The 21,396-nt window shown below is 32.2% G+C and carries 21 protein-coding genes; 20 read left to right on the forward strand and 1 reads right to left on the reverse strand.

Features of this window, described 5'->3' with window-relative positions:
• Positions 1–16 precede the first annotated feature (16 nt).
• The 4 genes from HMPREF2580_RS05715 (at position 17) to holA (ending at position 4,494) form a co-directional block, all read left to right on the forward strand.
• Entirely contained in the window at positions 17–703 is a 687-nt protein-coding gene (locus tag HMPREF2580_RS05715; RefSeq protein WP_070831050.1) for a helix-hairpin-helix domain-containing protein, read from the forward strand.
• An 83-nt stretch (positions 704–786) separates the two neighbouring features.
• Positions 787–1,248 (forward strand): ComE operon protein 2, encoded by a 462-nt coding sequence (locus tag HMPREF2580_RS05720; RefSeq protein WP_002443177.1) that lies wholly within the window; start codon positions 787–789, stop codon positions 1,246–1,248.
• Between the two features lie 3 nt (positions 1,249–1,251).
• Positions 1,252–3,474 carry a DNA internalization-related competence protein ComEC/Rec2 gene (locus HMPREF2580_RS05725; RefSeq protein ID WP_070831053.1) on the forward strand — a complete coding sequence of 741 codons (2,223 nt, stop codon included), beginning with the start codon at positions 1,252–1,254 and terminating at the stop codon, positions 3,472–3,474.
• A 45-nt stretch (positions 3,475–3,519) separates the two neighbouring features.
• Complete coding sequence (holA, locus tag HMPREF2580_RS05730) at positions 3,520–4,494, forward strand: DNA polymerase III subunit delta (RefSeq protein WP_002443173.1); 975 nt, start codon at positions 3,520–3,522, stop codon at positions 4,492–4,494.
• 46 nt (positions 4,495–4,540) lie between these two features.
• On the opposite strand, the gene rpsT is transcribed toward holA, so the two are convergent.
• Positions 4,541–4,792: a 30S ribosomal protein S20 gene (rpsT, locus tag HMPREF2580_RS05735; RefSeq protein WP_002443172.1), complete on the reverse strand. Its 252-nt coding sequence runs from the start codon at positions 4,790–4,792 to the stop codon at positions 4,541–4,543.
• Between the two features lie 390 nt (positions 4,793–5,182).
• On the opposite strand from rpsT, the gene lepA reads away from it, so the two are divergent.
• The 16 genes from lepA (at position 5,183) to HMPREF2580_RS05815 (ending at position 21,393) form a co-directional block, all read left to right on the forward strand.
• Positions 5,183–7,006: a translation elongation factor 4 gene (lepA, locus tag HMPREF2580_RS05740; RefSeq protein ID WP_070831056.1), complete on the forward strand. Its 1,824-nt coding sequence runs from the start codon at positions 5,183–5,185 to the stop codon at positions 7,004–7,006.
• Between the two features lie 213 nt (positions 7,007–7,219).
• Positions 7,220–8,344: a radical SAM family heme chaperone HemW gene (gene hemW / locus HMPREF2580_RS05745; protein ID WP_070831059.1), complete on the forward strand. Its 1,125-nt coding sequence runs from the start codon at positions 7,220–7,222 to the stop codon at positions 8,342–8,344.
• Between the two features lie 99 nt (positions 8,345–8,443).
• Positions 8,444–9,421, forward strand: a complete 978-nt coding sequence (gene hrcA, locus HMPREF2580_RS05750) for a heat-inducible transcriptional repressor HrcA (RefSeq protein ID WP_070831062.1) — start codon at positions 8,444–8,446, stop codon at positions 9,419–9,421.
• Positions 9,422–9,449: 28 nt separating this feature from the next.
• Positions 9,450–10,085, forward strand: coding sequence for a nucleotide exchange factor GrpE (grpE, locus tag HMPREF2580_RS05755; RefSeq protein WP_002443163.1), 636 nt, complete (start codon positions 9,450–9,452; stop codon positions 10,083–10,085).
• A gap of 55 nt (positions 10,086–10,140) precedes the next feature.
• A complete protein-coding gene (dnaK, locus tag HMPREF2580_RS05760; RefSeq protein WP_002443161.1) occupies positions 10,141–11,970 on the forward strand; it encodes a molecular chaperone DnaK in 1,830 nt (609 codons plus the stop codon).
• 147 nt (positions 11,971–12,117) lie between these two features.
• Positions 12,118–13,254 carry a molecular chaperone DnaJ gene (dnaJ, locus tag HMPREF2580_RS05765; RefSeq protein WP_070831065.1) on the forward strand — a complete coding sequence of 379 codons (1,137 nt, stop codon included), beginning with the start codon at positions 12,118–12,120 and terminating at the stop codon, positions 13,252–13,254.
• A 3-nt stretch (positions 13,255–13,257) separates the two neighbouring features.
• Positions 13,258–14,196, forward strand: coding sequence for a 50S ribosomal protein L11 methyltransferase (prmA, locus tag HMPREF2580_RS05770; RefSeq protein ID WP_070831069.1), 939 nt, complete (start codon positions 13,258–13,260; stop codon positions 14,194–14,196).
• Between the two features lies 1 nt (position 14,197).
• Positions 14,198–14,950 (forward strand): 16S rRNA (uracil(1498)-N(3))-methyltransferase, encoded by a 753-nt coding sequence (locus HMPREF2580_RS05775; RefSeq protein ID WP_070831070.1) that lies wholly within the window; start codon positions 14,198–14,200, stop codon positions 14,948–14,950.
• Between the two features lie 5 nt (positions 14,951–14,955).
• Positions 14,956–16,302, forward strand: a complete 1,347-nt coding sequence (mtaB, locus tag HMPREF2580_RS05780; protein WP_070831073.1) for a tRNA (N(6)-L-threonylcarbamoyladenosine(37)-C(2))-methylthiotransferase MtaB — start codon at positions 14,956–14,958, stop codon at positions 16,300–16,302.
• A gap of 126 nt (positions 16,303–16,428) precedes the next feature.
• Complete coding sequence (gene rpsU, locus HMPREF2580_RS05785) at positions 16,429–16,605, forward strand: 30S ribosomal protein S21 (RefSeq protein WP_000048060.1); 177 nt, start codon at positions 16,429–16,431, stop codon at positions 16,603–16,605.
• Positions 16,606–16,979: 374 nt separating this feature from the next.
• The gene (locus HMPREF2580_RS05790; protein WP_371106730.1) at positions 16,980–17,606 is read left to right on the forward strand and encodes an NfeD family protein; all 627 of its coding nucleotides are present in this window, start codon (positions 16,980–16,982) and stop codon (positions 17,604–17,606) included.
• 17 nt (positions 17,607–17,623) lie between these two features.
• Positions 17,624–18,613 (forward strand): flotillin-like protein FloA, encoded by a 990-nt coding sequence (gene floA, locus HMPREF2580_RS05795; RefSeq protein WP_070831079.1) that lies wholly within the window; start codon positions 17,624–17,626, stop codon positions 18,611–18,613.
• A 17-nt stretch (positions 18,614–18,630) separates the two neighbouring features.
• On the forward strand, positions 18,631–19,320 hold the full coding sequence (locus HMPREF2580_RS05800) for an iron transporter (RefSeq protein WP_070831082.1): 690 nt from the start codon (positions 18,631–18,633) through the stop codon (positions 19,318–19,320).
• Between the two features lie 310 nt (positions 19,321–19,630).
• A complete protein-coding gene (locus HMPREF2580_RS05805) occupies positions 19,631–20,578 on the forward strand; it encodes a PhoH family protein (protein WP_002443146.1) in 948 nt (315 codons plus the stop codon).
• The gene (ybeY, locus tag HMPREF2580_RS05810; RefSeq protein WP_002443144.1) at positions 20,579–21,046 is read left to right on the forward strand and encodes an rRNA maturation RNase YbeY; all 468 of its coding nucleotides are present in this window, start codon (positions 20,579–20,581) and stop codon (positions 21,044–21,046) included.
• 2 nt (positions 21,047–21,048) lie between these two features.
• Entirely contained in the window at positions 21,049–21,393 is a 345-nt protein-coding gene (locus tag HMPREF2580_RS05815) for a diacylglycerol kinase family protein (protein ID WP_002443141.1), read from the forward strand.
• Positions 21,394–21,396: the final 3 nt, after the last annotated feature.

The raw sequence follows: 21,396 nt of genomic DNA on the forward strand, positions 1-21,396 counted from the left end.
ATGAAGGAGTGATTTTTTGTTTAATATAGATAAAAAGTATATCGATTTTATTTTGCGATGGAAACGATATTTTATATTAGGGATTGTCGGAATCATTATCGCGATTCTTACTTTGACTAACAAAGATGAATCTCATAATGAGAATAATGAAATGAATGAGTTTCCAAAAGATCATCATCTAGATTCAAATGAGATTAAAAACAATCAATCTCATACTAAAGCTAATACAAATAATAAGAATATGAGTAATAAAGAAAACAGTAAGGAAAAAGTTTATGTTGATATTAAAGGGGCTGTCGAGCATCCTAATGTATATCAAATGCTATCGACTGAACGAGTCATTGACGCTTTGAATAAGGCAAAACTTTCTAAAAATGCAGACGTTTCCCAAATTAATCTATCAGAAAAATTAATAGACCAAAAGTTAATATATGTGCCCACAAAAGGAGAGCAACCTCATACTATTAGAAATAATAATTCTCCAATAACTACGAATCAAAATAGTGAAAATAAACAAGTCAATCTTAATAATGCGACTGAATCAGAACTTAAAGGAGTCCCAGGTATTGGACCAACAAAAGCTAAAGAAATTATAAACTATCGAGAACAAAACGGTAGATTTGATAAAATAGATGATTTAAAAAAGATTAAAGGGTTTGGCGAGAAAACGTTCGAAAAATTAAAAGAACACTTTACTATTTAGCTTTGATTCATTATTGCATTTATTGCTTTAAATGATTAAGCTATAAATATTAATTGTTTTTCTACATAAGGAGGCAACTACACATGGAAAGAATTAAATGGGAAGAATATTTTATGGCTCAAAGTCATTTATTAGCTTTGAGATCGACATGTCAAAGACTCTCTGTTGGAGCTACAATTGTCAAAGATAATAGAATTATTGCTGGTGGTTACAACGGATCAGTAGCAGGGGAAGTTCATTGCATTGATGAAGGTTGCCTTATTGAAGATGGTCATTGTATTAGAACAATACATGCAGAAATGAATGCACTACTACAATGCGCTAAACAAGGTGTTTCAACAGAAGGCGCTACAATTTACGTGACTCATTTCCCTTGTTTAAATTGCACAAAGTCAATTATACAAGCTGGCATTAAGACGATATATTATGCAGAAGATTATCACAATCATGACTACGCTATTAAACTACTTCAACAATCAGGTATTGAATATAAAAGAATACCATTCTCTCCAGAATACGTAGCACAATACCTTACGCAAGGTTAATCAATGATATACATAGCACTTTCATTTTTAGTAGGGATACTTTGGATGAATTTCAAAGTTATCTCTACCTCACTATTTCTATTGGCGTTCATACTTGCGACGATTAAGAACTTCAAACTCCCTCTTATTATATTAATGTTTGCTTCTTCCATACTTTCATATTTTATTATTTATTCTTATACTCAAAAGGAAACCAAATCGCAAAATTATCTTAGAAACCATCCTATGGTTCGAAATGACGTAACTTTTAAATCATTAGAAAATAAACAAAAGTATACTACTGGCTATCTTATATATAAGAATGAAAACTATAAATTTTTCTTTAAGACTAAAATGTCTAAAACTTACGCATCTTTAAAAAATAAGACGTGCTACATAAAAGGGGATTTTAAATTTGATAATGAGCATCCTTCTATAACGATTTCATCTATCAACTTGGATTCTTGTAAAACTAATGGTCATTTTCAATGGATTTATAATCATCAAGAATACATTTCGAATAAGATATACCATTCAGGAGTGAAATATCCTAATAGAATCCTTGCATTAATTACTGGCAATACGACATTAATCAATCCAGATTATAAGGAAAAAGTAAAAGAGATAGGAATATATCATTTATTAGCTATAAGCGGTACACATATAGCCGCAATTATTTTAATCATCCATCAATCTCTCGTAAGATTTAATACACCTTTATTCATCATAAAAATTTTAACCATATGCGTATTAGTTATTTACGCTATTTATACTGATTTTGTTCCTAGCGCTGTGAGAGCAATATCAATAGCTATTTTAGCAATATTACTCCCCAAATCTCTTAGAAAATCTTCTCTCAATTTACTTTCATTAATTTTTATAATTATGTACATTATTTATCCAGGGTATATTTATAACATAGGTTTTCAATTTTCATTTTTAATTTGCTTCTTCATTCTAATGGCTCAACCATTTCTTAAAAATTTAACACCTATAAAAAGTCTCTTAGCAATAACATGTATAGCCCAATTTGGGTCTATCATTATTAGCGTCTATCATTTTAATCAATTCCAATGGATTGGTTTTCTATCGAACTTGCTTTTTGTTCCATTTTATAGCTTCTTACTTTTTCCATCTATTATCTTATTTTTCATCACAAGTCATTTAATTTCTCACTTCGAAATCATGAATCGCTATATGGCATTTTTGTATAACGTTCATGATCTGTTACTCAATTTATTTTATAAATTATCTCATTATAAATGGTATATCCCTGATTTAAGTGAAAAGCAATTACTGCTATTCATATTATCAATATTTATCGTTTACTATTTATTCGTACATCAAAAGGTATTTATTTCCTTATCAGTATTTATAATCATATTATCTCTACTCACATTTACTAATAAACCAAGTTATGCTGAATTAACTCTGTTTGATGTCGGACAAGGTGATAGTATACTTTTCAAAACAGGAAACAATAAAACGATTATGATAGATACTGGAGGTAAAGGAGATGAAAACAAATCTAAAAGTATTAGTCATCATAATATAGCTAAGTTTAAAATTCTTCCGAGTCTTAAAAGAAAAGGAATTTCTACGATTGATTATCTAATCTTAACGCATCCACATGCAGATCATATGGGAGAATTACCATATCTATTTGAACACGTAAAAATTAAAAACATTATTTTGAATAGTGATGGTTTTCCAAATGATTTATTAAAATATATTATAAAGGAAGGCAAGATGAAGAATATTAAAATACATGAGGTTAAAAATATTTCTCAAATTAATTTTGAAGTAACTAAATTAAAATTTTTCAATACATTTATACCCGCCAGTTCAGATAAAAATGAACAATCCATTATCACACTCATCCAATACCGTAATAAAAATATTCTATTAATGGGGGATGCGACTAAGAACAATGAATCAATTCTTTTACAAAATTACAAATTGCCAAAAATAGATATATTAAAAGTAGGACATCACGGTAGTAGAACAAGCAGTTCTGAAGAATTTGTTAAAAACATACAACCCAAAATAAGTTTAATTTCAAGTGGCAAGCATAATAAATATCATCTTCCCAATGATGATGTTATAACTCGTTTAAAAGAGAATGGAAGCGAAGTTTATGATACACAGGATAATGGGGAACTAAGTATTAATTTAGATGACATAAAAACGAAGATTCAACGTATATATCAACGTCAATCAACTAACGCTAGAGAAGTAACGCAATAAAATGATATAATTTACAGGTATGAGAAATAGAGGAAGGGTGTACTTATGAGCGATAATATTGTGGCTATATACGGTGAAGTGCCTGAACTTGTTGAGAAGAAAAGTTCTGAAATAGTCAATCAATATCTTGGACAAGACAAAGATGATTTCAACTTTGTGAAATTTAATATGTATGAAAACGACTTGACGCCTATAATAGAAGAAACATTAACGATGCCCTTTTTCTCAGATAAAAAGGCTATTGTAGTAAAAAATGCCTATGTGTTTACTGGCGAAAAAGTAACTAAAGAACTCAATCATAGTGCTGAACAACTCATGGAGTTTATTGAAAAGTATGATGGCGAAAACTTAATTATCTTTGAAGTTTATCAAAATAAATTAGATGAACGTAAAAAGCTAACGAAATCGCTTAAAAAATATGCTCAATTAAAAAAAGTAGAACAGATGTCTGAAGAAGAAATAAAAAAATGGATTCAGCGCAAATTAAATGAGAATTATAAAGATATAAAACAAGATGCATTAAATCTTTTTATTGAGCTCACAGGCATTAATTTTAATATTGTCTCTCAAGAACTTGAAAAATTAATGCTTTTCTTAGGGGATAGACCTACAATAAATAAAGATGATGTCAATCAAATTATCAATAGAAGCTTAGAACAAAATGTGTTTTTATTAACTGAATTTATTCAAAAAGGCAGAAAAAATAAAGCAGTACAGTTAGTGAATGATTTAATCACAATGAAAGAAGAGCCTATTAAACTTTTAGCATTAATAACAAGTAACTATAGATTGTATTATCAATGTAAAATATTAGGTCAAAAGGGCTACAGCGGTCAACAAATAGCTAAAACAGTTAATGCGCATCCTTATAGGGTGAAATTAGCTTTAAATCAAGCTCGGAATTATCAATTAAATGATTTATTAAATATTATTGATTCATGTGCAGAAACTGATTATAAATTAAAATCTTCATATATGGATAAACAGCTTATTTTAGAACTATTTATCTTATCTCTTTAAAATAAAAAAGATCAAGCTCACCGCTTGATCTTTTTAATAAGTAGAATTATTTATTAGCTGTCATAAGTTTTGATTTAATACGATCAGCTTTGTTTGAGTGGATTAAGTTGCTTTGAGCAGCTTTATCAACTTGTTTAATCGCAAAATTTAATAATTCATTTTTGTTTTCAGCATCAGTTGAGATAGCTGTTTTCGCGCGTTTAACTGCTGTACGCATAGCATTCTTTTTAGAGATATTACGTGCTTCAGCTGTTTCAGTTGTTCTCACACGTTTAACTGCAGATTTAATGTTTGGCATTTCTGTCACCTCCTAAAAGTGAACTTAACTTATCAAAATTTATTTGATTACAACAAGAAATATTTTATCAAATGTCTAATCTTTGTGCAATCATTTATTTATCAGTATTGTGAATATAGTTTAAAGTCTTTAACTATTGGAAAGTGACCATTAACTCTATATAATTAAAATTGTTAGAACTTAAATGATACTGGAATAAAGGGGTTTATTCTGGATAGAAACCATTGTAATGACATAGAATGAAGTTTTCTTAGGAATAATGAAAATGTTATTAATGTCTCAACCTCAATAACTTCCTTTAAGTTCATTTGCATTTAAACTTTAAAAACGTTATCATATCAAAGATGTATACATAAATCGGGTTATTTTTATGAAAGTGAGTAGGATAAGATGGATAAGCAAGAACGCTATAATAGAAGAGAAAATATAAGAAATTTCTCTATCATCGCACATATTGACCACGGGAAATCGACATTAGCTGATAGAATCTTAGAAAATACTAAATCAGTCGAAACACGCGAAATGCAAGATCAATTACTTGATTCTATGGATTTAGAGAGAGAACGTGGAATAACAATTAAATTGAATGCTGTTCGTTTAAAATACGACGCTAAAGATGGTCAAACTTATACTTTCCATCTTATTGATACACCAGGACATGTAGATTTTACATATGAAGTGTCACGTTCTTTGGCAGCATGTGAAGGTGCAATTCTTGTCGTCGATGCGGCTCAAGGAATCGAAGCACAAACCTTAGCTAATGTTTATTTAGCTTTAGATAATGATTTAGAATTATTACCTGTGGTGAATAAAATTGATTTACCAGCAGCAGAACCTGAAAGAGTAAAACAAGAATTAGAAGATGTTATCGGCTTAGATCAAGACGATGTTGTTTTAGCTAGTGCCAAATCAAATATTGGTATTGAAGATATATTAGAAAAAATAGTCGAAGTCGTACCAGCTCCAGATGGAGATCCAGAAGCACCATTAAAAGCCCTCATATTTGATTCAGAGTATGATCCATATAGAGGCGTTATATCTTCTATCAGAATTATAGATGGTGTAGTCAAAGCTGGAGATAAAATTAAAATGATGGCGACTGGTAAGGAATTCGAAGTAACTGAAGTGGGTATCAATACACCTAAACAGTTACCTGTTGAAGAATTAACAGTAGGGGATGTTGGTTATATTATCGCCAGCATTAAAAATGTAGATGATTCACGTGTTGGTGATACAATCACATTAGCTCATCGACCAGCTGACAAGCCACTTAAAGGCTATAAAAAGATGAATCCAATGGTTTATTGCGGATTATTCCCAATAGATAATAAAGATTATAATGATTTAAGAGAAGCATTGGAAAAACTTCAACTTAATGATGCATCATTAGAATTTGAACCTGAATCTTCACAAGCTCTTGGTTTTGGCTATAGAACTGGATTCTTAGGTATGTTACACATGGAAATTATTCAAGAAAGAATTGAAAGAGAATTCGGAATTGAATTAATTGCGACTGCACCATCAGTAATTTACCAATGTATTTTAAAAGACGGCTCAGAAGTTACTGTAGATAATCCAGCCCAAATGCCTGAAAGAGATAAAATCGAACATATTTACGAACCTTTCGTTAGAGCTACAATGATGGTTCCTAATGATTACGTCGGTGCTGTTATGGAATTATGTCAACGTAAACGTGGTCAATTTGTGAATATGGACTATCTGGATGATATACGAGTAAATATTGTGTATGAAATTCCATTATCAGAAGTCGTATTTGATTTCTTTGATCAACTAAAATCTAATACTAAAGGATATGCTTCTTTCGATTATGAATTCATTGAGAATAAAGAAAGTAACTTAGTTAAGATGGATATTCTACTTAATGGTGATAAAGTTGATGCGTTAAGTTTCATAGTTCATAGAGACTTTGCTTATGAAAGAGGTAAAGCACTCGTAGAAAAATTAAAAACACTTATCCCAAGACAGCAATTCGAAGTACCAGTGCAAGCAGCCATCGGTCAAAAAATTATTGCTCGTACAAATATTAAATCGATGGGTAAAAATGTCTTATCAAAATGTTATGGTGGCGATATTAGCCGTAAACGTAAATTACTAGAAAAACAAAAAGCCGGTAAAGCTAAAATGAAAGCTGTAGGTAATGTTGAAATTCCTCAAGATGCTTTCTTAGCAGTGCTTAAAATGGATGATGAATAAAACTTTAATTCAAAGGTTGAGACATAAACACATGAGTCTCAGCCTTTAAAACGTATTGAAAGTGCCTAAAAATGAGATAATCGAATAAACCCGATTTTTCTTTTATCCACTAGTTCAGCACTAATCATCCTTGACGAAGCGGAGCGATGAAATCATTTTAACTACAAGATTTCGCTTCCGCTCTTTTTTATGTTCAGTATTGGGGGGATAATTTTGACAGTTACAAGCGCATATATTCATATTCCTTTCTGTGTACGAATTTGTACTTATTGTGATTTCAATAAGTATTTTATAGATAAACAGCCAGTAGATGAATACTTAGATGCTCTTATTAAAGAAATGCAGGTTAATAATAATAGACAACTTCAAACGATGTATGTAGGCGGAGGAACGCCTACTGCTTTAAATTTAACGCAACTTGAAAAATTACTTAAAGCGATTAATAATACGTTTACTATAAGTGGCGAATATTCATTTGAAGCTAATCCAGATGAGTTAACTTATGAAAAGGTAGCACTCTTAAAAAGGTATGGCGTCAATAGAATTTCAATGGGTGTGCAAACATTTAAACCAGAATTATTAGAAATACTTGGCAGAACTCATAAAAAAGAAGACATATACGAAGCTGTTGAAAATGCACGCAAAGTTGGAATTGAATCAATTAGTCTTGATTTGATGTATCATCTACCACAACAAACTTTGGATGATTTCAAACAAAGTTTGGAATTAGCTCTAAAGATGGATATTGATCATATATCTAGTTATGGGCTTATACTAGAACCTAAAACTCAATTTTATAATATGTATAGAAAGGGACATCTTAAACTTCCAAATGAAGATTTAGGTGCTGAAATGTACCAATATTTAATGCAAAGATTAGAACAATCAAATCTAAAGCAGTACGAGATTTCTAATTTTGGAAAAGCAGGGCACGAATCTACACATAATAAAGTTTATTGGCTAAATGAGGAATATTATGGATTTGGTGCAGGTGCAAGTGGTTACGTAGACGGGGTAAGATATACCAACTTAAATCCTGTTCGTCATTATATTGATGCTATTAATAAAAATGAACAACCTATACTTACTCAAACAGAACCAACTTTTGAAGAAAAAATGGAAGAAGAAATGTTTCTTGGTTTAAGAATGAACCAAGGCGTTAATACTGAAAGATTTGAATACAAATTCGGATTACCGATTGAAAGTGTTTTTGGTCAAACAATTGAAAATTTATTAGGAAGAAATCTATTACAAAAACAACAACAAAACATTTCATTAACTGAACGTGGTAAAGTGATTGGTAATGAGGTTTTCGAGGCATTTTTACTTAACCTCTAAAAATTTCGATATTTTAATGCTTTAACATTGACTTACTTTGACCTTTTTGATAAATTATAATTAGCACTTGAGATAAAAGAGTGCTAATGAGGTGAAAACATGATTACAAATAGGCAATTAAGCATCCTAAATGCAATTGTTGAAGATTATGTTGATTTTGGACAACCGATTGGTTCTAAAACTTTAATTCATCGACATAATTTAGATGTTAGTCCTGCTACCATTAGAAATGAAATGAAACAACTTGAAGATATGAACTTCATTGAGAAGACACATACCTCTTCAGGTAGGATACCATCCGAATTAGGTTTTAGATATTATGTCAATCGTTTATTAGAACAAACATCTCATCAAAATCAAAACAAAATTCAACGTTTAAATCAGTTATTGATTGAGAATCATTATGATATTTCTACCGCATTGACTTATTTTGCAAATGAATTATCAATGCAATCTCAATATGCAACGTTGGTTGTACGTCCAAATCACAATCAAGATATTATTAGTAATATTCATTTGATTCAAGCTAACAATCATTTGGTTATTTTAATTATGGTATTTTCATCAGGTCATGTTGAGAACATTCATGTTGTAACTCATGTAGAACTGAATCGTCTTAACTTAAATAAAATAGCTAACTTTTTGACTACACATTTTAATGAGAATCATAAAAATTTATCTCGTGATATTCATATGGTTGTAAATTCAGATGAAGAGAAAAAGTTAGTAAGCGAAATGATTGATTTGATGGAACAACATATTAATAATCAAAGTAATAGCATTTATATGGGAGGAAAGGTTAAACTTATTGATGCGTTGAATGAAACAAACGTGTCATCTATACAACCAATTCTTCAATATATCGAATCAAATCGAATCACTGAATTATTAGATGAAATATCAACATCTCAAATCAATGTTCGTATTGGCAAAGAAATTGATGAAAGTTTAAGTGATATTTCTATCGTGACAAGTCAGTATCATTTTGACGAGTCACTAAAAGGTCAAATTGCGGTCATAGGACCAACTGCTATGCATTATCAAAATGTAATTCAATTACTTAACCAAATATGGTAGTAATGAGAGTTGTATTGGAGGTCAGACAATGACAGAAAAAGATCATACAGTGAATCAAACTGAGGAAGAAGTTAATTCAAAAGAAAGCGAAGATAATCAAACTTTTGAAAATAACGAGGAATCAGTAGATCACACTGATAAGAATGAAGTTAAAGATAATCAATTGCAAGATGATTCTGAAGAAACAGATCAACAAGAAGATGTTGATCCAAAAGATGAAAAAATTCAAGAATTAGAAAAATTAGCAAATGATAATGAAGAAAAATATTTAAGATTATATGCTGAATTCGAAAATTATAAGCGTCGAATTCAAAATGAAAATCAAATTAATAAAACTTATCAAGCTCAAGGTGTTTTAACTGATATTCTTCCGTCAATAGATAATATTGAACGCGCACTTCAAATTGAAGGTGATGATGAATCTTTTAAATCACTTCAAAAAGGTGTGCAAATGGTACACGAAAGTTTACTAAGAGCTTTAAAAGATAATGGTCTTGAAGAAATTCAAGCCGAAGGGCAAGAATTTGATCCTAATTTACATCAAGCAGTGGTTCAAGATGATAATCCTGATTTCAAATCAGGTGAAGTCACTCAAGAATTACAAAAAGGATATAAACTTAAGGATCGTGTATTAAGACCATCAATGGTTAAAGTAAATCAATAAGTTGATTGAAAAAACATTGTAAATTTAAAACATATTAAATTGGAGGAATTTTATTATGAGTAAAGTAATCGGAATCGACTTAGGTACTACAAACTCTTGTGTTGCTGTATTAGAAGGCGACGAACCAAAAGTAATTCAAAATCCAGAAGGTGCACGTACAACTCCTTCAGTAGTTGCGTTTAAAAATGGAGAAACTCAAGTAGGTGAAGTTGCTAAACGTCAAGCAATTACAAATCCTAACACTGTTCAATCTATTAAACGTCATATGGGTACAGATTATAAAGTAGATATCGAAGGTAAATCATATACACCTCAAGAAATCTCAGCTATGATTTTACAAAACTTAAAAAGTACTGCAGAAAGCTATTTAGGTGATACTGTAGATAAAGCAGTTATCACAGTGCCAGCTTACTTTAACGACGCTGAACGTCAAGCTACTAAAGATGCTGGTAAAATTGCAGGTTTAGAAGTGGAACGTATTATTAATGAACCAACAGCTGCTGCATTAGCTTATGGTTTAGACAAAACTGATAAAGATCAAAAAGTTCTTGTATTCGACTTAGGTGGCGGTACTTTTGACGTATCTATCCTTGAATTAGGCGATGGCGTATTCGAAGTACTATCTACTGCAGGAGATAACAAACTTGGTGGTGACGACTTTGACCAAGTTATCATTGACTATTTAGTTTCTGAATTCAAAAAAGAAAATGGCGTAGATTTATCTCAAGACAAAATGGCATTACAAAGATTAAAAGATGCTGCTGAAAAAGCTAAAAAAGATTTATCTGGCGTATCTCAAACTCAAATTTCACTACCATTCATCTCAGCTGGTGAAAGTGGTCCATTACACTTAGAAATGAGCCTAAGCCGTTCTAAATTTGAAGAATTAGCAGATTCATTAATCAGAAAAACAATGGAACCAACTCGTCAAGCATTAAAAGATGCTGGTTTATCAACTTCAGAAATCGATGAAGTAATCCTTGTTGGTGGTTCAACTCGTATTCCAGCTGTACAAGAAGCAGTTAAAAAAGAAGTAGGAAAAGATCCTCATAAAGGTGTGAACCCAGATGAAGTAGTAGCAATGGGTGCAGCTATCCAAGGTGGCGTTATCACTGGTGATGTTAAAGACGTAGTATTATTAGACGTTACACCATTATCACTTGGTATCGAAATTATGGGTGGACGTATGAATACGTTAATCGAACGTAATACTACTATTCCAACATCTAAATCACAAGTTTATTCAACAGCTGCAGATAATCAACCAGCAGTTGATATCCATGTATTACAAGGTGAACGTCCAATGGCATCTGACAACAAAACATTAGGTCGTTTCCAATTAACTGATATTCCACCAGCTCCACGTGGTGTACCTCAAATCGAAGTAACATTCGATATCGATAAAAACGGTATTGTTAATGTAACCGCTAAAGATTTAGGTACAAACAAAGAACAAAATATCACTATCCAATCAAGCTCAGCTTTATCTGATGAAGAAATCGACCGTATGGTGAAAGACGCTGAAGAAAATGCTGAAGCAGATAAAAAACGTCGTGAAGAAGTTGACTTACGCAATGAAGCTGATAGCTTAGTATTCCAAGTTGAAAAAACTATCAGCGATTTAGGCGACAATATTGGCGAAGATGATAAGAAAAATGCTGAAGAGAAAAAAGATGCACTTAAATCTGCGCTTGAAGGCGAAGATATTGAAGACATCAAATCTAAAAAAGAAGAACTTGAAAAAGTTGTTCAAGAGTTATCAGCTAAAGTATACGAGCAAGCTCAACAAGCACAACAACAGGCTCAAGGAGAACAAGGTTCTCAAGATAGCACTGTAGAAGACGCTGATTTCAAAGAAGTTAAAGACGACGAAGATAAAAAATAATTCTGAGATGAGTTAGTAAATGAATTTAATTCATAACTAAGCCAAAAAAGTCAAAGTCAATTGAACATTGGCTTTGGCTTTTTATTTGGATAGTTAGAGTGAATTAGATAAACTAATCTTGTTAAACGTATAAAAGGAGAGATAGTTGTGGCCAAAAGAGACTATTATGAGGTCTTAGGCGTAAGTAAAAGCGCTTCTAAGGACGAAATCAAAAAAGCTTACCGTAAATTATCCAAAAAATATCATCCTGACATCAATAAAGAAGAAGGCGCAGATGAAAAATTTAAAGAAATCTCCGAAGCTTATGAAGTCTTAAGTGATGATAATAAACGTGCAAACTATGACCAATTTGGTCACGAAGGCCCTCAAGGTGGATTTGGCAGTCAAGGCTTCGGTGGTGCAGACTTTGGCGGATTTAGCGGAGGTGGATTCGAAGATATCTTCAGTTCATTCTTCGGTGGTGGTTCAAGACAAAGAGATCCAAATGCACCTCGTAAAGGTGATGATTTACAATATACTATGACCGTTACGTTCGAAGAGGCCGTGTTTGGTACTAAAAAAGAAATATCTATACGTAAAGACGTTACATGTCATACATGTGATGGTGAAGGTGCTAAACCAGGTACAAGCAAGAAAACTTGTAGTTACTGTAACGGCGCAGGACACGTATCTGTGGAACAAAATACTATCCTAGGTAGAGTGCGCACAGAACAAGTTTGTCCTAAATGTGAAGGTAGTGGACAAGAATTTGAAGAACCATGTCCTACATGTCATGGTAAAGGAACTGAAAATAAAACAGTTAAATTAGAAGTAACTGTACCTGAAGGTGTGGATACAGAACAACAAATTCGATTAGCTGGAGAAGGTTCACCTGGAATTAACGGTGGTCCTCATGGTGATTTATATGTTGTGTTTAGAGTTCAACCTTCTGATACGTTTGAACGTGATGGAGACGACATATACTATAATTTAAACGTAAGTTTCCCTCAAGCTGCTTTAGGCGACGAAATCAAAATACCTACATTAAAAAGTAATGTTGTTCTTACAATCCCTGCAGGAACACAAACAGGTAAACAATTCCGTCTTAAAGATAAAGGTATTAAAAACGTTCATGGCTATGGTCACGGTGACTTATTTGTAAATATTAAAGTAGTTACTCCAACTAAAATGAATGACAGACAAAAAGAAATCATGAAAGAATTTGCTGAAATTAATGGTGAAGAAGTGAATGAACAGCCATCTAATTTTAAAGATAGAGCAAAACGATTCTTCAAAGGAGAATAAGTAATGAATTGGACGGAACTCTCAATTGTAGTCAATCACGAAGTAGAATATGATGTAACAGACATACTTGAAAGTCATGGTTCTAATGGCGTTGTGATAGAAGACTCCAAAGATTTAGTGAATCAACCTGCTGATAAATTTGGAGAAATTTATGAATTAAACCCTGATTACTATCCTGATCAAGGCGTCAGATTAAAAGCGTATTTCAATGAACTCACTTTTGATGACACGCTTAGAACTAATATTAAAAACGCAGTTCTGAACCTTCCAGAATTAGATAAAAATATAGTTACGTTTTCGGAAAAAGAAATCGCTGAAGTAGATTGGGCTAATGAATGGAAGAACTATTTTCATCCATTTAAAGCTTCAGAACGATTTACAATAGTTCCAAGTTGGGAAACATATGAAAAAGAAAGTAATAATGAATTATGTATTGAACTAGATCCAGGCATGGCGTTTGGTACTGGAGATCATCCTACGACAAGCATGTGTCTGAAAGCCATTGAAAAATATGTCAAGCCTACAGATTCTGTGATAGATGTTGGAACAGGCTCTGGAATATTGAGTATCGCAAGTCATTTAATTGGTGTAAAACGAATTAAAGCATTAGATATTGATGAAATGGCTGTAAATGTTGCAAAAGAAAATTTCAAGAAGAATCACTGTGAAAACGCAATTGAAGCAGTTCCAGGTAATTTATTACAAGATGAAGATAAAAAATTTAACATTGTTATAGCAAATATTCTTGCTCACATTATTGAAGAAATGATTGAAGATGCTTATAATACTTTAGTTGAAGAAGGTTATTTCATAACTTCTGGTATTATAGAAGAAAAATATGAAGAAATAGAATCTCAAATGAAGCGTGTTGGCTTTAATATCATTTCTGTTGAACATGACAACGGTTGGGTATGTATAGTTGGTCAGAAAGTGAGTGATTAATTTGCAAAGGTATTTTATTAATCAAAACGCTGATGAAAATCAGCGTTTTTTTATTGAAGATAGGGAAGATGTACATCACATTACTCATGTAATGCGTTATAAAGAAGGTAATCATATCATTATTACCTTTTCAGATAAAAAGGTGTATAAATGCGAAATTATCTCTATCAACGACAATAATATCGAACTACAATTAGATGAAAAACAAGATATTAATACTGAATTACCTCAACATATTACTATTTGTAGCGGTTTGATTAAAGCAGATAAATATGAATGGATGATCCAGAAAGCTACTGAAATGGGTGCAAGCGAGTTTATCGCCGTGGGAATGGATCGCTCAGTCGTAAAATTAAATGAATCTAAAGTAGCTAAAAAAATAGATAGATGGCAAAAGATTATTAAAGAAGCAGCCGAACAAAGTTATAGATTAACTATTCCCAATATCTATTTTAAGTCGAATTTAAAAGCAATTTATGATATGATAAATCATTATGACTACGTTCTAATTGCATACGAAGAACAAGCGAAGCATGGAGATTTAAGTCATTTTAAACATATTTTAAAACAATTTGAAGCACAAGATCGTGTTTTAATGATATTTGGGCCTGAAGGTGGACTATCAGATAAAGAAGTGTCGTTATTCCAAGAGCATAGTACACTTGTTGGTTTAGGCCCACGCATTTTACGGGCAGAAACTGCGCCTCTATATGCTTTAAGTGCAGTTAGTTTTGAAAAAGAATTATTGGGGTGAAGACTATGTCAACAGTTGCATTTCATACATTAGGTTGTAAAGTAAACCACTATGAAACTGAAGCAATTTGGCAATTATTTAAAGAAGCAGATTATGATAGAGTAGATTTTGAAACAAATGCGGATGTATTTGTAATCAATACTTGTACAGTAACCAATACTGGTGATAAGAAAAGTAGACAAATTATTCGTCGTGCAATTAGACAAAACCCAGAAGCTGTTGTCTGTGTGACAGGTTGTTACGCACAAACTTCTTCAGCTGAAATTATGGAAATTCCTGGCGTTGATGTCGTTGTAGGAACACAAGACCGTCATAAATTACTTGATTATATAGATCAATTTCAACAAGAAAGACAACCTATCAATGGTGTAGGTAATATTATGAAGAACCGTACATACGAAGAACTTGAAGTTCCTTATTTTACAGATAGAACTAGAGCTTCATTAAAGATTCAAGAAGGATGCAATAATTTCTGTACGTTCTGTATCATTCCATGGGCTCGTGGTTTAATGCGCTCAAGAGATCCTGAAAAGGTTGTCGAACAAGCTTCACAACTTGTTAACTCAGGCTACAAAGAAATTGTCTTAACAGGTATTCACACTGGCGGATATGGTCAAGATTTAAAAAACTATAATCTCGCTCAATTATTAAGAGATTTAGACGAAATTGATGGCCTAGAACGAATTCGTATTTCATCTATTGAAGCAAGTCAATTAACTGATGAAGTGATAGAAGTCATTGGAAATTCAAATAAAGTAGTAAGACATTTACACGTACCGTTACAATCAGGTTCTGACAGTGTATTAAAACGTATGAGACGTAAATATACGATGGAACGCTTTTCAGAAAGATTAACTGAATTACACAAGGCTTTACCAGATTTAGCTGTTACTAGTGATGTAATTGTAGGTTTCCCTGGTGAGACTGAAGAAGAATTCCAAGAAACTTACGACTTCATCGTCAAACATCAATTTTCTGAATTACACGTATTCCCTTATTCTCCAAGAATTGGTACACCCGCAGCTCGAATGGATGACCAAATTGATGAAGGAATTAAAAATGAACGCGTGCATAAATTAATTACACTTAGCAATCAACTTGCTAAAGAATATGCCTCTAAATTTGAAAATGAAGTTCTTGAAGTGATACCAGAAGAACAAGGGGAAAAACCTAACACATTAGTTGGATATGCAGATAATTATATGAAAGTTCAATTTGAAGGTGACGAATCATTAATTGGACAAATTGTTAAAGTAAAAATACTTAAAGCAGATTATCCACTAAATGATGGTAAAGCCATTCGCGTGGTTGAACATGCAACGAATAAATCAGAAGAAGAAGTACTTGTCTAAATATTTAAAAAATGTAAATTTTACTAATTGACCACCAATTTGAGTTATATTATACTAATAGTTGCATAGTTTTTACTGTGCATCGACTATAAAGTTCCGTTGATATTTGGAGGGAGGGAAATACAGATGTCTAAAACAGTAGTACGTAAAAACGAATCACTAGAAGATGCTTTACGTAGATTTAAACGTTCAGTATCAAAAAGTGGAACAATTCAAGAAGTACGTAAACGTGAATTTTACGAAAAACCAAGCGTTAAACGTAAAAAGAAATCAGAAGCTGCACGTAAACGTAAATTCAAATAATTAATAGCTCTGTTGACTCCCTCAACACGAATGTTAATTATAAATATCGCCCTAGTTTTTATAACTAGGGTTTTTTTATAAACTTTTTTCCTATTTCGATGTTACTTTTTATAAAACTCTTCAATAGACAGCTCCCAATTCTTATACTTTTTATTTTTCAGAAAATTAATCAAATATTATTAAACTACTTCAAATTAAATTACTTTTCTACAATTTAGCAATTTATATATTAGTGAAATGCTATATAATGTGGGCGTTTTCATGTATAATCATAATGAGGGTGAGGTGAAATAGTGAATTACTCCAATCTAATACATACGTTGCTTTTAACGAAACTTACTAGTGGAAATAATTGGGTTGATCATATTGCGCATATGATAACTCAACCTTTCGTTTCGCTAATACTTACATGTATTATCTTCCTAGGTTTTCTATACCAATTATATTCAAAACGTATTAATATCATAGGAATCATTGCTTCATTAGCATTATTATTACTATTTTTAGGATTCCTTATTAATGGGGATGTCAACGTATTATCTGTACTCTTATTTACAGTAGGCGTAATACTAGTTATTATAGAGCTGTTTATTATTGGTGCAGTCATTGGCATTATTGGTATGACACTTATTACATTAAGTATTATTATGCTAGGTGATAATATTATACTCATGCTTGGTAATGTAGTGATTGCATTAATATTATCAATTATAGAGTGGGTGTTATTAGTGAAAATCTTCAAAAGAAAAATTCCATTTCTAGATAAAGTAATCTTAAAAGATTCAACAAATTCTGAGGCTGGTTATCGTTCACATGAAGACCGCTCTCATCTCGTGGGTAAAACCGCTCGAACAGTTACCGATCTTAGACCTGCAGGAATTATCACTTGTGACGATGAAAGAATAGATGCTGTATCAGATGGCACGTTTATTTTACGTAATAGACAAGTAAAAATTCTTGAGGTAGAAGGTACACGTGTAGTTGTTAGAGAAATAGAATAATATTAAGGAGCGATTCAATGTTTGGTATTGGTTTTATAATCATAGCTGTAATTATCGTAGTTGCATTATTAATCCTATTTTCATTTGTACCAGTAGGATTATGGATTTCTGCATTAGCAGCTGGCGTTCATGTCGGCATTGGTACACTTGTAGGTATGCGACTAAGAAGAGTATCACCAAGAAAGGTCATAGCACCTTTAATTAAAGCGCATAAAGCAGGCTTAAAGTTAACTACAAATCAATTAGAATCACATTACTTAGCTGGTGGTAACGTTGATAGAGTAGTAGATGCAAATATTGCAGCACAACGCGCAGATATAGATTTACCATTTGAACGTGGTGCCGCTATCGATTTAGCAGGTCGTGACGTACTTGAAGCTGTTCAAATGTCAGTTAATCCTAAAGTGATCGAAACACCATTTATCGCAGGTGTGGCAATGAATGGTATCGAGGTTAAAGCAAAAGCCCGAATCACAGTACGTGCTAACATTGCTAGATTAGTCGGTGGTGCTGGTGAAGAAACAATTATCGCCCGTGTTGGTGAAGGTATCGTTTCTACTATTGGTTCAAGTGAACATCATACCGAAGTTCTTGAAAATCCGGACAACATCTCTAAAACTGTATTAAGTAAAGGGTTAGACTCTGGAACTGCATTTGAAATATTATCTATCGATATTGCAGATGTTGATATTAGTAAAAATATTGGTGCTGATTTACAAACTGAACAAGCACTTGCAGATAAGAATATCGCACAGGCTAAAGCCGAAGAACGTCGCGCTATGGCTGTAGCATCTGAACAAGAAATGAAAGCTAGAGTACAAGAAATGAGAGCTAAAGTTGTTGAAGCAGAATCAGAAGTACCATTAGCTATGGCTGAAGCATTAAGATCAGGTAATATCGGAGTTAAAGATTATTATAATCTGAAGAATATCGAAGCAGATACTGGCATGAGAAAAGCGATTAACAAACGTACTGATCAAAATGATGATGAATCACCAGAACAATAATATAATGAGGTGATTAGATGAGTATCGGTATTATAATATTTATAATATCAATAATTGTTACAGCCATTAGTGCGATTCGTGACAAGAGCCACGAAGACAGACAAAATCAAAGACCACCTCAGAAATCACAAGGCGAACAACAACCTAAAAAGGGTGGTTTCTTTGAAGAATTTGAGAAAACTTTTAAGGAACTTAATGATGAATTAAATGGTGAAACTGAAAAGAAACAACGTAAAGACTTTGAAGAAACACTTCCTCCTATAAATAAAGATTTAGATGAGGAAGAAGATAGACCATATAAAGAAACAACCACGCCGTCACAAACTCATACACATCCTAAACCAGATCCAACACCATACAACAATGAGAACAACAGACCTCAACCTGTTGCCACAACATCAAGAGACGAAAGTGCTGAAAAACTAAGAAAAGAACTTGAAGCTAGTTTAACTGAGGATTTAAAAAACGTTCGTAGTGAGATTGATAGAGAAAAAGAAAAACAACTAGAAATGATTGAGAAAAAAGCGAGAGATATTATTAAAGATAAATATTTATCAGAAAGAACAAAACGTTATCGCTTAAAACAGCTACTGAATTCTCAAAATGTTGAACGAAGTATGTCTCATTCAGCTTTCAAATTTGACAACGATGAGGTCATCAACGGTTTAATATGGTCAGAAATTCTAAGTGAACCGAAACAACTTTAAATGACGCTTTTAATTTAATAACATCATTATTTAATTATAAGTTAAAACTAGGAGAGTAAAACTTTGTATTCATTTTTTCCAAATGAGTACAGTTTTACTCTCTTTTTAGTTTGTCTAAATTGTAGGAGTTTAGTAAAATTTTTAATGAGATAGATGTTATATCAAACGTTATAAATTTCAACTTTGATTTAAAGCATAATCACATTAATTAGTAGAACAAGCGTGATATAATGAATATGGAATTCAACACATTTAATTATATTACGTAATCAATAATATTAACTATCGTAACTTGAAAAGGAGCGCGTTTATGCCAGGAATAATTCAAATTGACGACATTAATCAATCACAAGCTTTAATGGGGAATAATGATGAGCATCTTAAAACTATTGAAGACAACTTTGATGTCGTCATACATGCTAGAGGACAAGAAATTGCCGTTAAAGGTGAAAAGTTAGAGCATGTAGAAAAAGCAGAATTAGTTCTTACCAATTTATTAAAAGTTATAGAATTGGGAAATACAATTACACTTAAAGATGTAGAAGCTGCTATTAAAATGGCAGATAATAACACGATTCAGCACCTTTTAGATTTATACGATGAAGAAATTACAAAAGATGCATTCGGTAAAACGATTCGTGCCAAAACAATGGGTCAACGAATGTATATCAATGCTATGAAAAGAAATGACTTAGTATTTGGTATAGGACCAGCAGGTACCGGCAAGACATTTTTAGCAGTTGTTTACGCTGCCAAGCAATTACGTAAAGGTACCGTTAAACGTATCGTTCTAACAAGACCAGCAGTTGAAGCTGGAGAATCACTTGGTTTCCTACCAGGTGATTTAAAAGAAAAAGTAGATCCTTATTTACGTCCGCTTTATGATGGATTAAATACTGTATTAGGAAGAGAACAAACAGAAAGATTTATAGAAAGAGGAATTATTGAAATTGCGCCACTTGCTTACATGAGAGGAAGAACGCTTGATGATGCGTTTGTCATCTTAGATGAAGCACAAAATACAACGCACGCTCAAATGAAAATGTTCTTAACACGTTTAGGTTTCGGTTCTAAAATGGTTGTTACTGGGGATCAAACTCAAATTGACTTACCTAAAGGCGTGAAGAGTGGCTTGAAAGAAGCAATTAAAAAACTGTACGGTGTCAATGGTATAAGTATTATGAAATTAGACCAAAGTGACGTAGTGAGACATCCACTAGTAAGTAAAATTATTGATCGTTACGAAGGAGTTGATTAAATGTTTACTATAGATTTTAGCGACCACACTGATTTAGTCAAAGATGAATGGTATGAACAAATTGATTCTTTACTAACCTTTGCTAAAAAACAGGAAAATATAGAAAGTGACGCAGAACTATCAGTTACCTTCGTAGATAAAGATGAAATTCAAAACATCAATAAAGTCTATAGAGATAAAGATAAAGTGACTGATGTCATTTCATTTGCTTTAGAAGAAGATGAACCTGATATAGATATGAATGACTTAGAAATTCCACGCGTACTTGGAGACATAATTATTTGCACTGATGTTGCGCAAGAACAAGCAGAAAGTTATGGCCATTCTTTTGAACGTGAATTAGGATTTTTAGCGTTACATGGATTCTTACATTTATTAGGGTATGATCATATGACAGAAGATGACGAAAAAGAAATGTTTGGTCGACAAGATGCAATTCTAAATTCTTACGGATTGACTAGAGACTAGTAATGAGACGTTTCAAATATGCTTACGATGGTTTTACAGCCATTTTAAAAAAAGACCAAAATTTCTTACTCCATATATTAGCTGGAATTATTGCTATCATAATGGGATTTATATTTCATATTAATCGTTCAGAGTGGATGTTTGTATTACTTGCTATTGCTTTAGTATTGAGTTTAGAAGCCATTAACACTTCAATCGAGTTTGTGGTCGATTTAGTTACTACTGAATATCATGAATATGCTAAACATGCCAAAGATATCGCAGCGTTTAGTGTAGTAATTGTATCCGTTTTAGCCATGTGTATTGGATTAATCGTTTTCGTACCACATATTTTAAGTTTATTTTAGGGG

Origin of the sequence: Staphylococcus sp. HMSC036D05, from assembly GCF_001836225.1 — a bacterium.
GTDB lineage: Bacteria > Bacillota > Bacilli > Staphylococcales > Staphylococcaceae > Staphylococcus > Staphylococcus caprae.

Coding starts and splice junctions, on each gene's coding strand:
- HMPREF2580_RS05720 (WP_002443177.1), top strand. CDS start 787: ATGGAAAGAATTAAATGGGAAGAATATTTTATGGCTCAAAGTCATTTA.
- HMPREF2580_RS05725 (WP_070831053.1), top strand. CDS start 1,252: ATGATATACATAGCACTTTCATTTTTAGTAGGGATACTTTGGATGAAT.
- holA (WP_002443173.1), top strand. CDS start 3,520: ATGAGCGATAATATTGTGGCTATATACGGTGAAGTGCCTGAACTTGTT.
- rpsT (WP_002443172.1), bottom strand. CDS start 4,792: ATGCCAAACATTAAATCTGCAGTTAAACGTGTGAGAACAACTGAAACA.
- lepA (WP_070831056.1), top strand. CDS start 5,183: ATGGATAAGCAAGAACGCTATAATAGAAGAGAAAATATAAGAAATTTC.
- hrcA (WP_070831062.1), top strand. CDS start 8,444: ATGATTACAAATAGGCAATTAAGCATCCTAAATGCAATTGTTGAAGAT.
- grpE (WP_002443163.1), top strand. CDS start 9,450: ATGACAGAAAAAGATCATACAGTGAATCAAACTGAGGAAGAAGTTAAT.
- dnaK (WP_002443161.1), top strand. CDS start 10,141: ATGAGTAAAGTAATCGGAATCGACTTAGGTACTACAAACTCTTGTGTT.
- prmA (WP_070831069.1), top strand. CDS start 13,258: ATGAATTGGACGGAACTCTCAATTGTAGTCAATCACGAAGTAGAATAT.
- mtaB (WP_070831073.1), top strand. CDS start 14,956: ATGTCAACAGTTGCATTTCATACATTAGGTTGTAAAGTAAACCACTAT.
- rpsU (WP_000048060.1), top strand. CDS start 16,429: ATGTCTAAAACAGTAGTACGTAAAAACGAATCACTAGAAGATGCTTTA.
- HMPREF2580_RS05790 (WP_371106730.1), top strand. CDS start 16,980: ATGATAACTCAACCTTTCGTTTCGCTAATACTTACATGTATTATCTTC.
- floA (WP_070831079.1), top strand. CDS start 17,624: ATGTTTGGTATTGGTTTTATAATCATAGCTGTAATTATCGTAGTTGCA.
- HMPREF2580_RS05800 (WP_070831082.1), top strand. CDS start 18,631: ATGAGTATCGGTATTATAATATTTATAATATCAATAATTGTTACAGCC.
- HMPREF2580_RS05805 (WP_002443146.1), top strand. CDS start 19,631: ATGCCAGGAATAATTCAAATTGACGACATTAATCAATCACAAGCTTTA.
- ybeY (WP_002443144.1), top strand. CDS start 20,579: ATGTTTACTATAGATTTTAGCGACCACACTGATTTAGTCAAAGATGAA.
- HMPREF2580_RS05815 (WP_002443141.1), top strand. CDS start 21,049: ATGAGACGTTTCAAATATGCTTACGATGGTTTTACAGCCATTTTAAAA.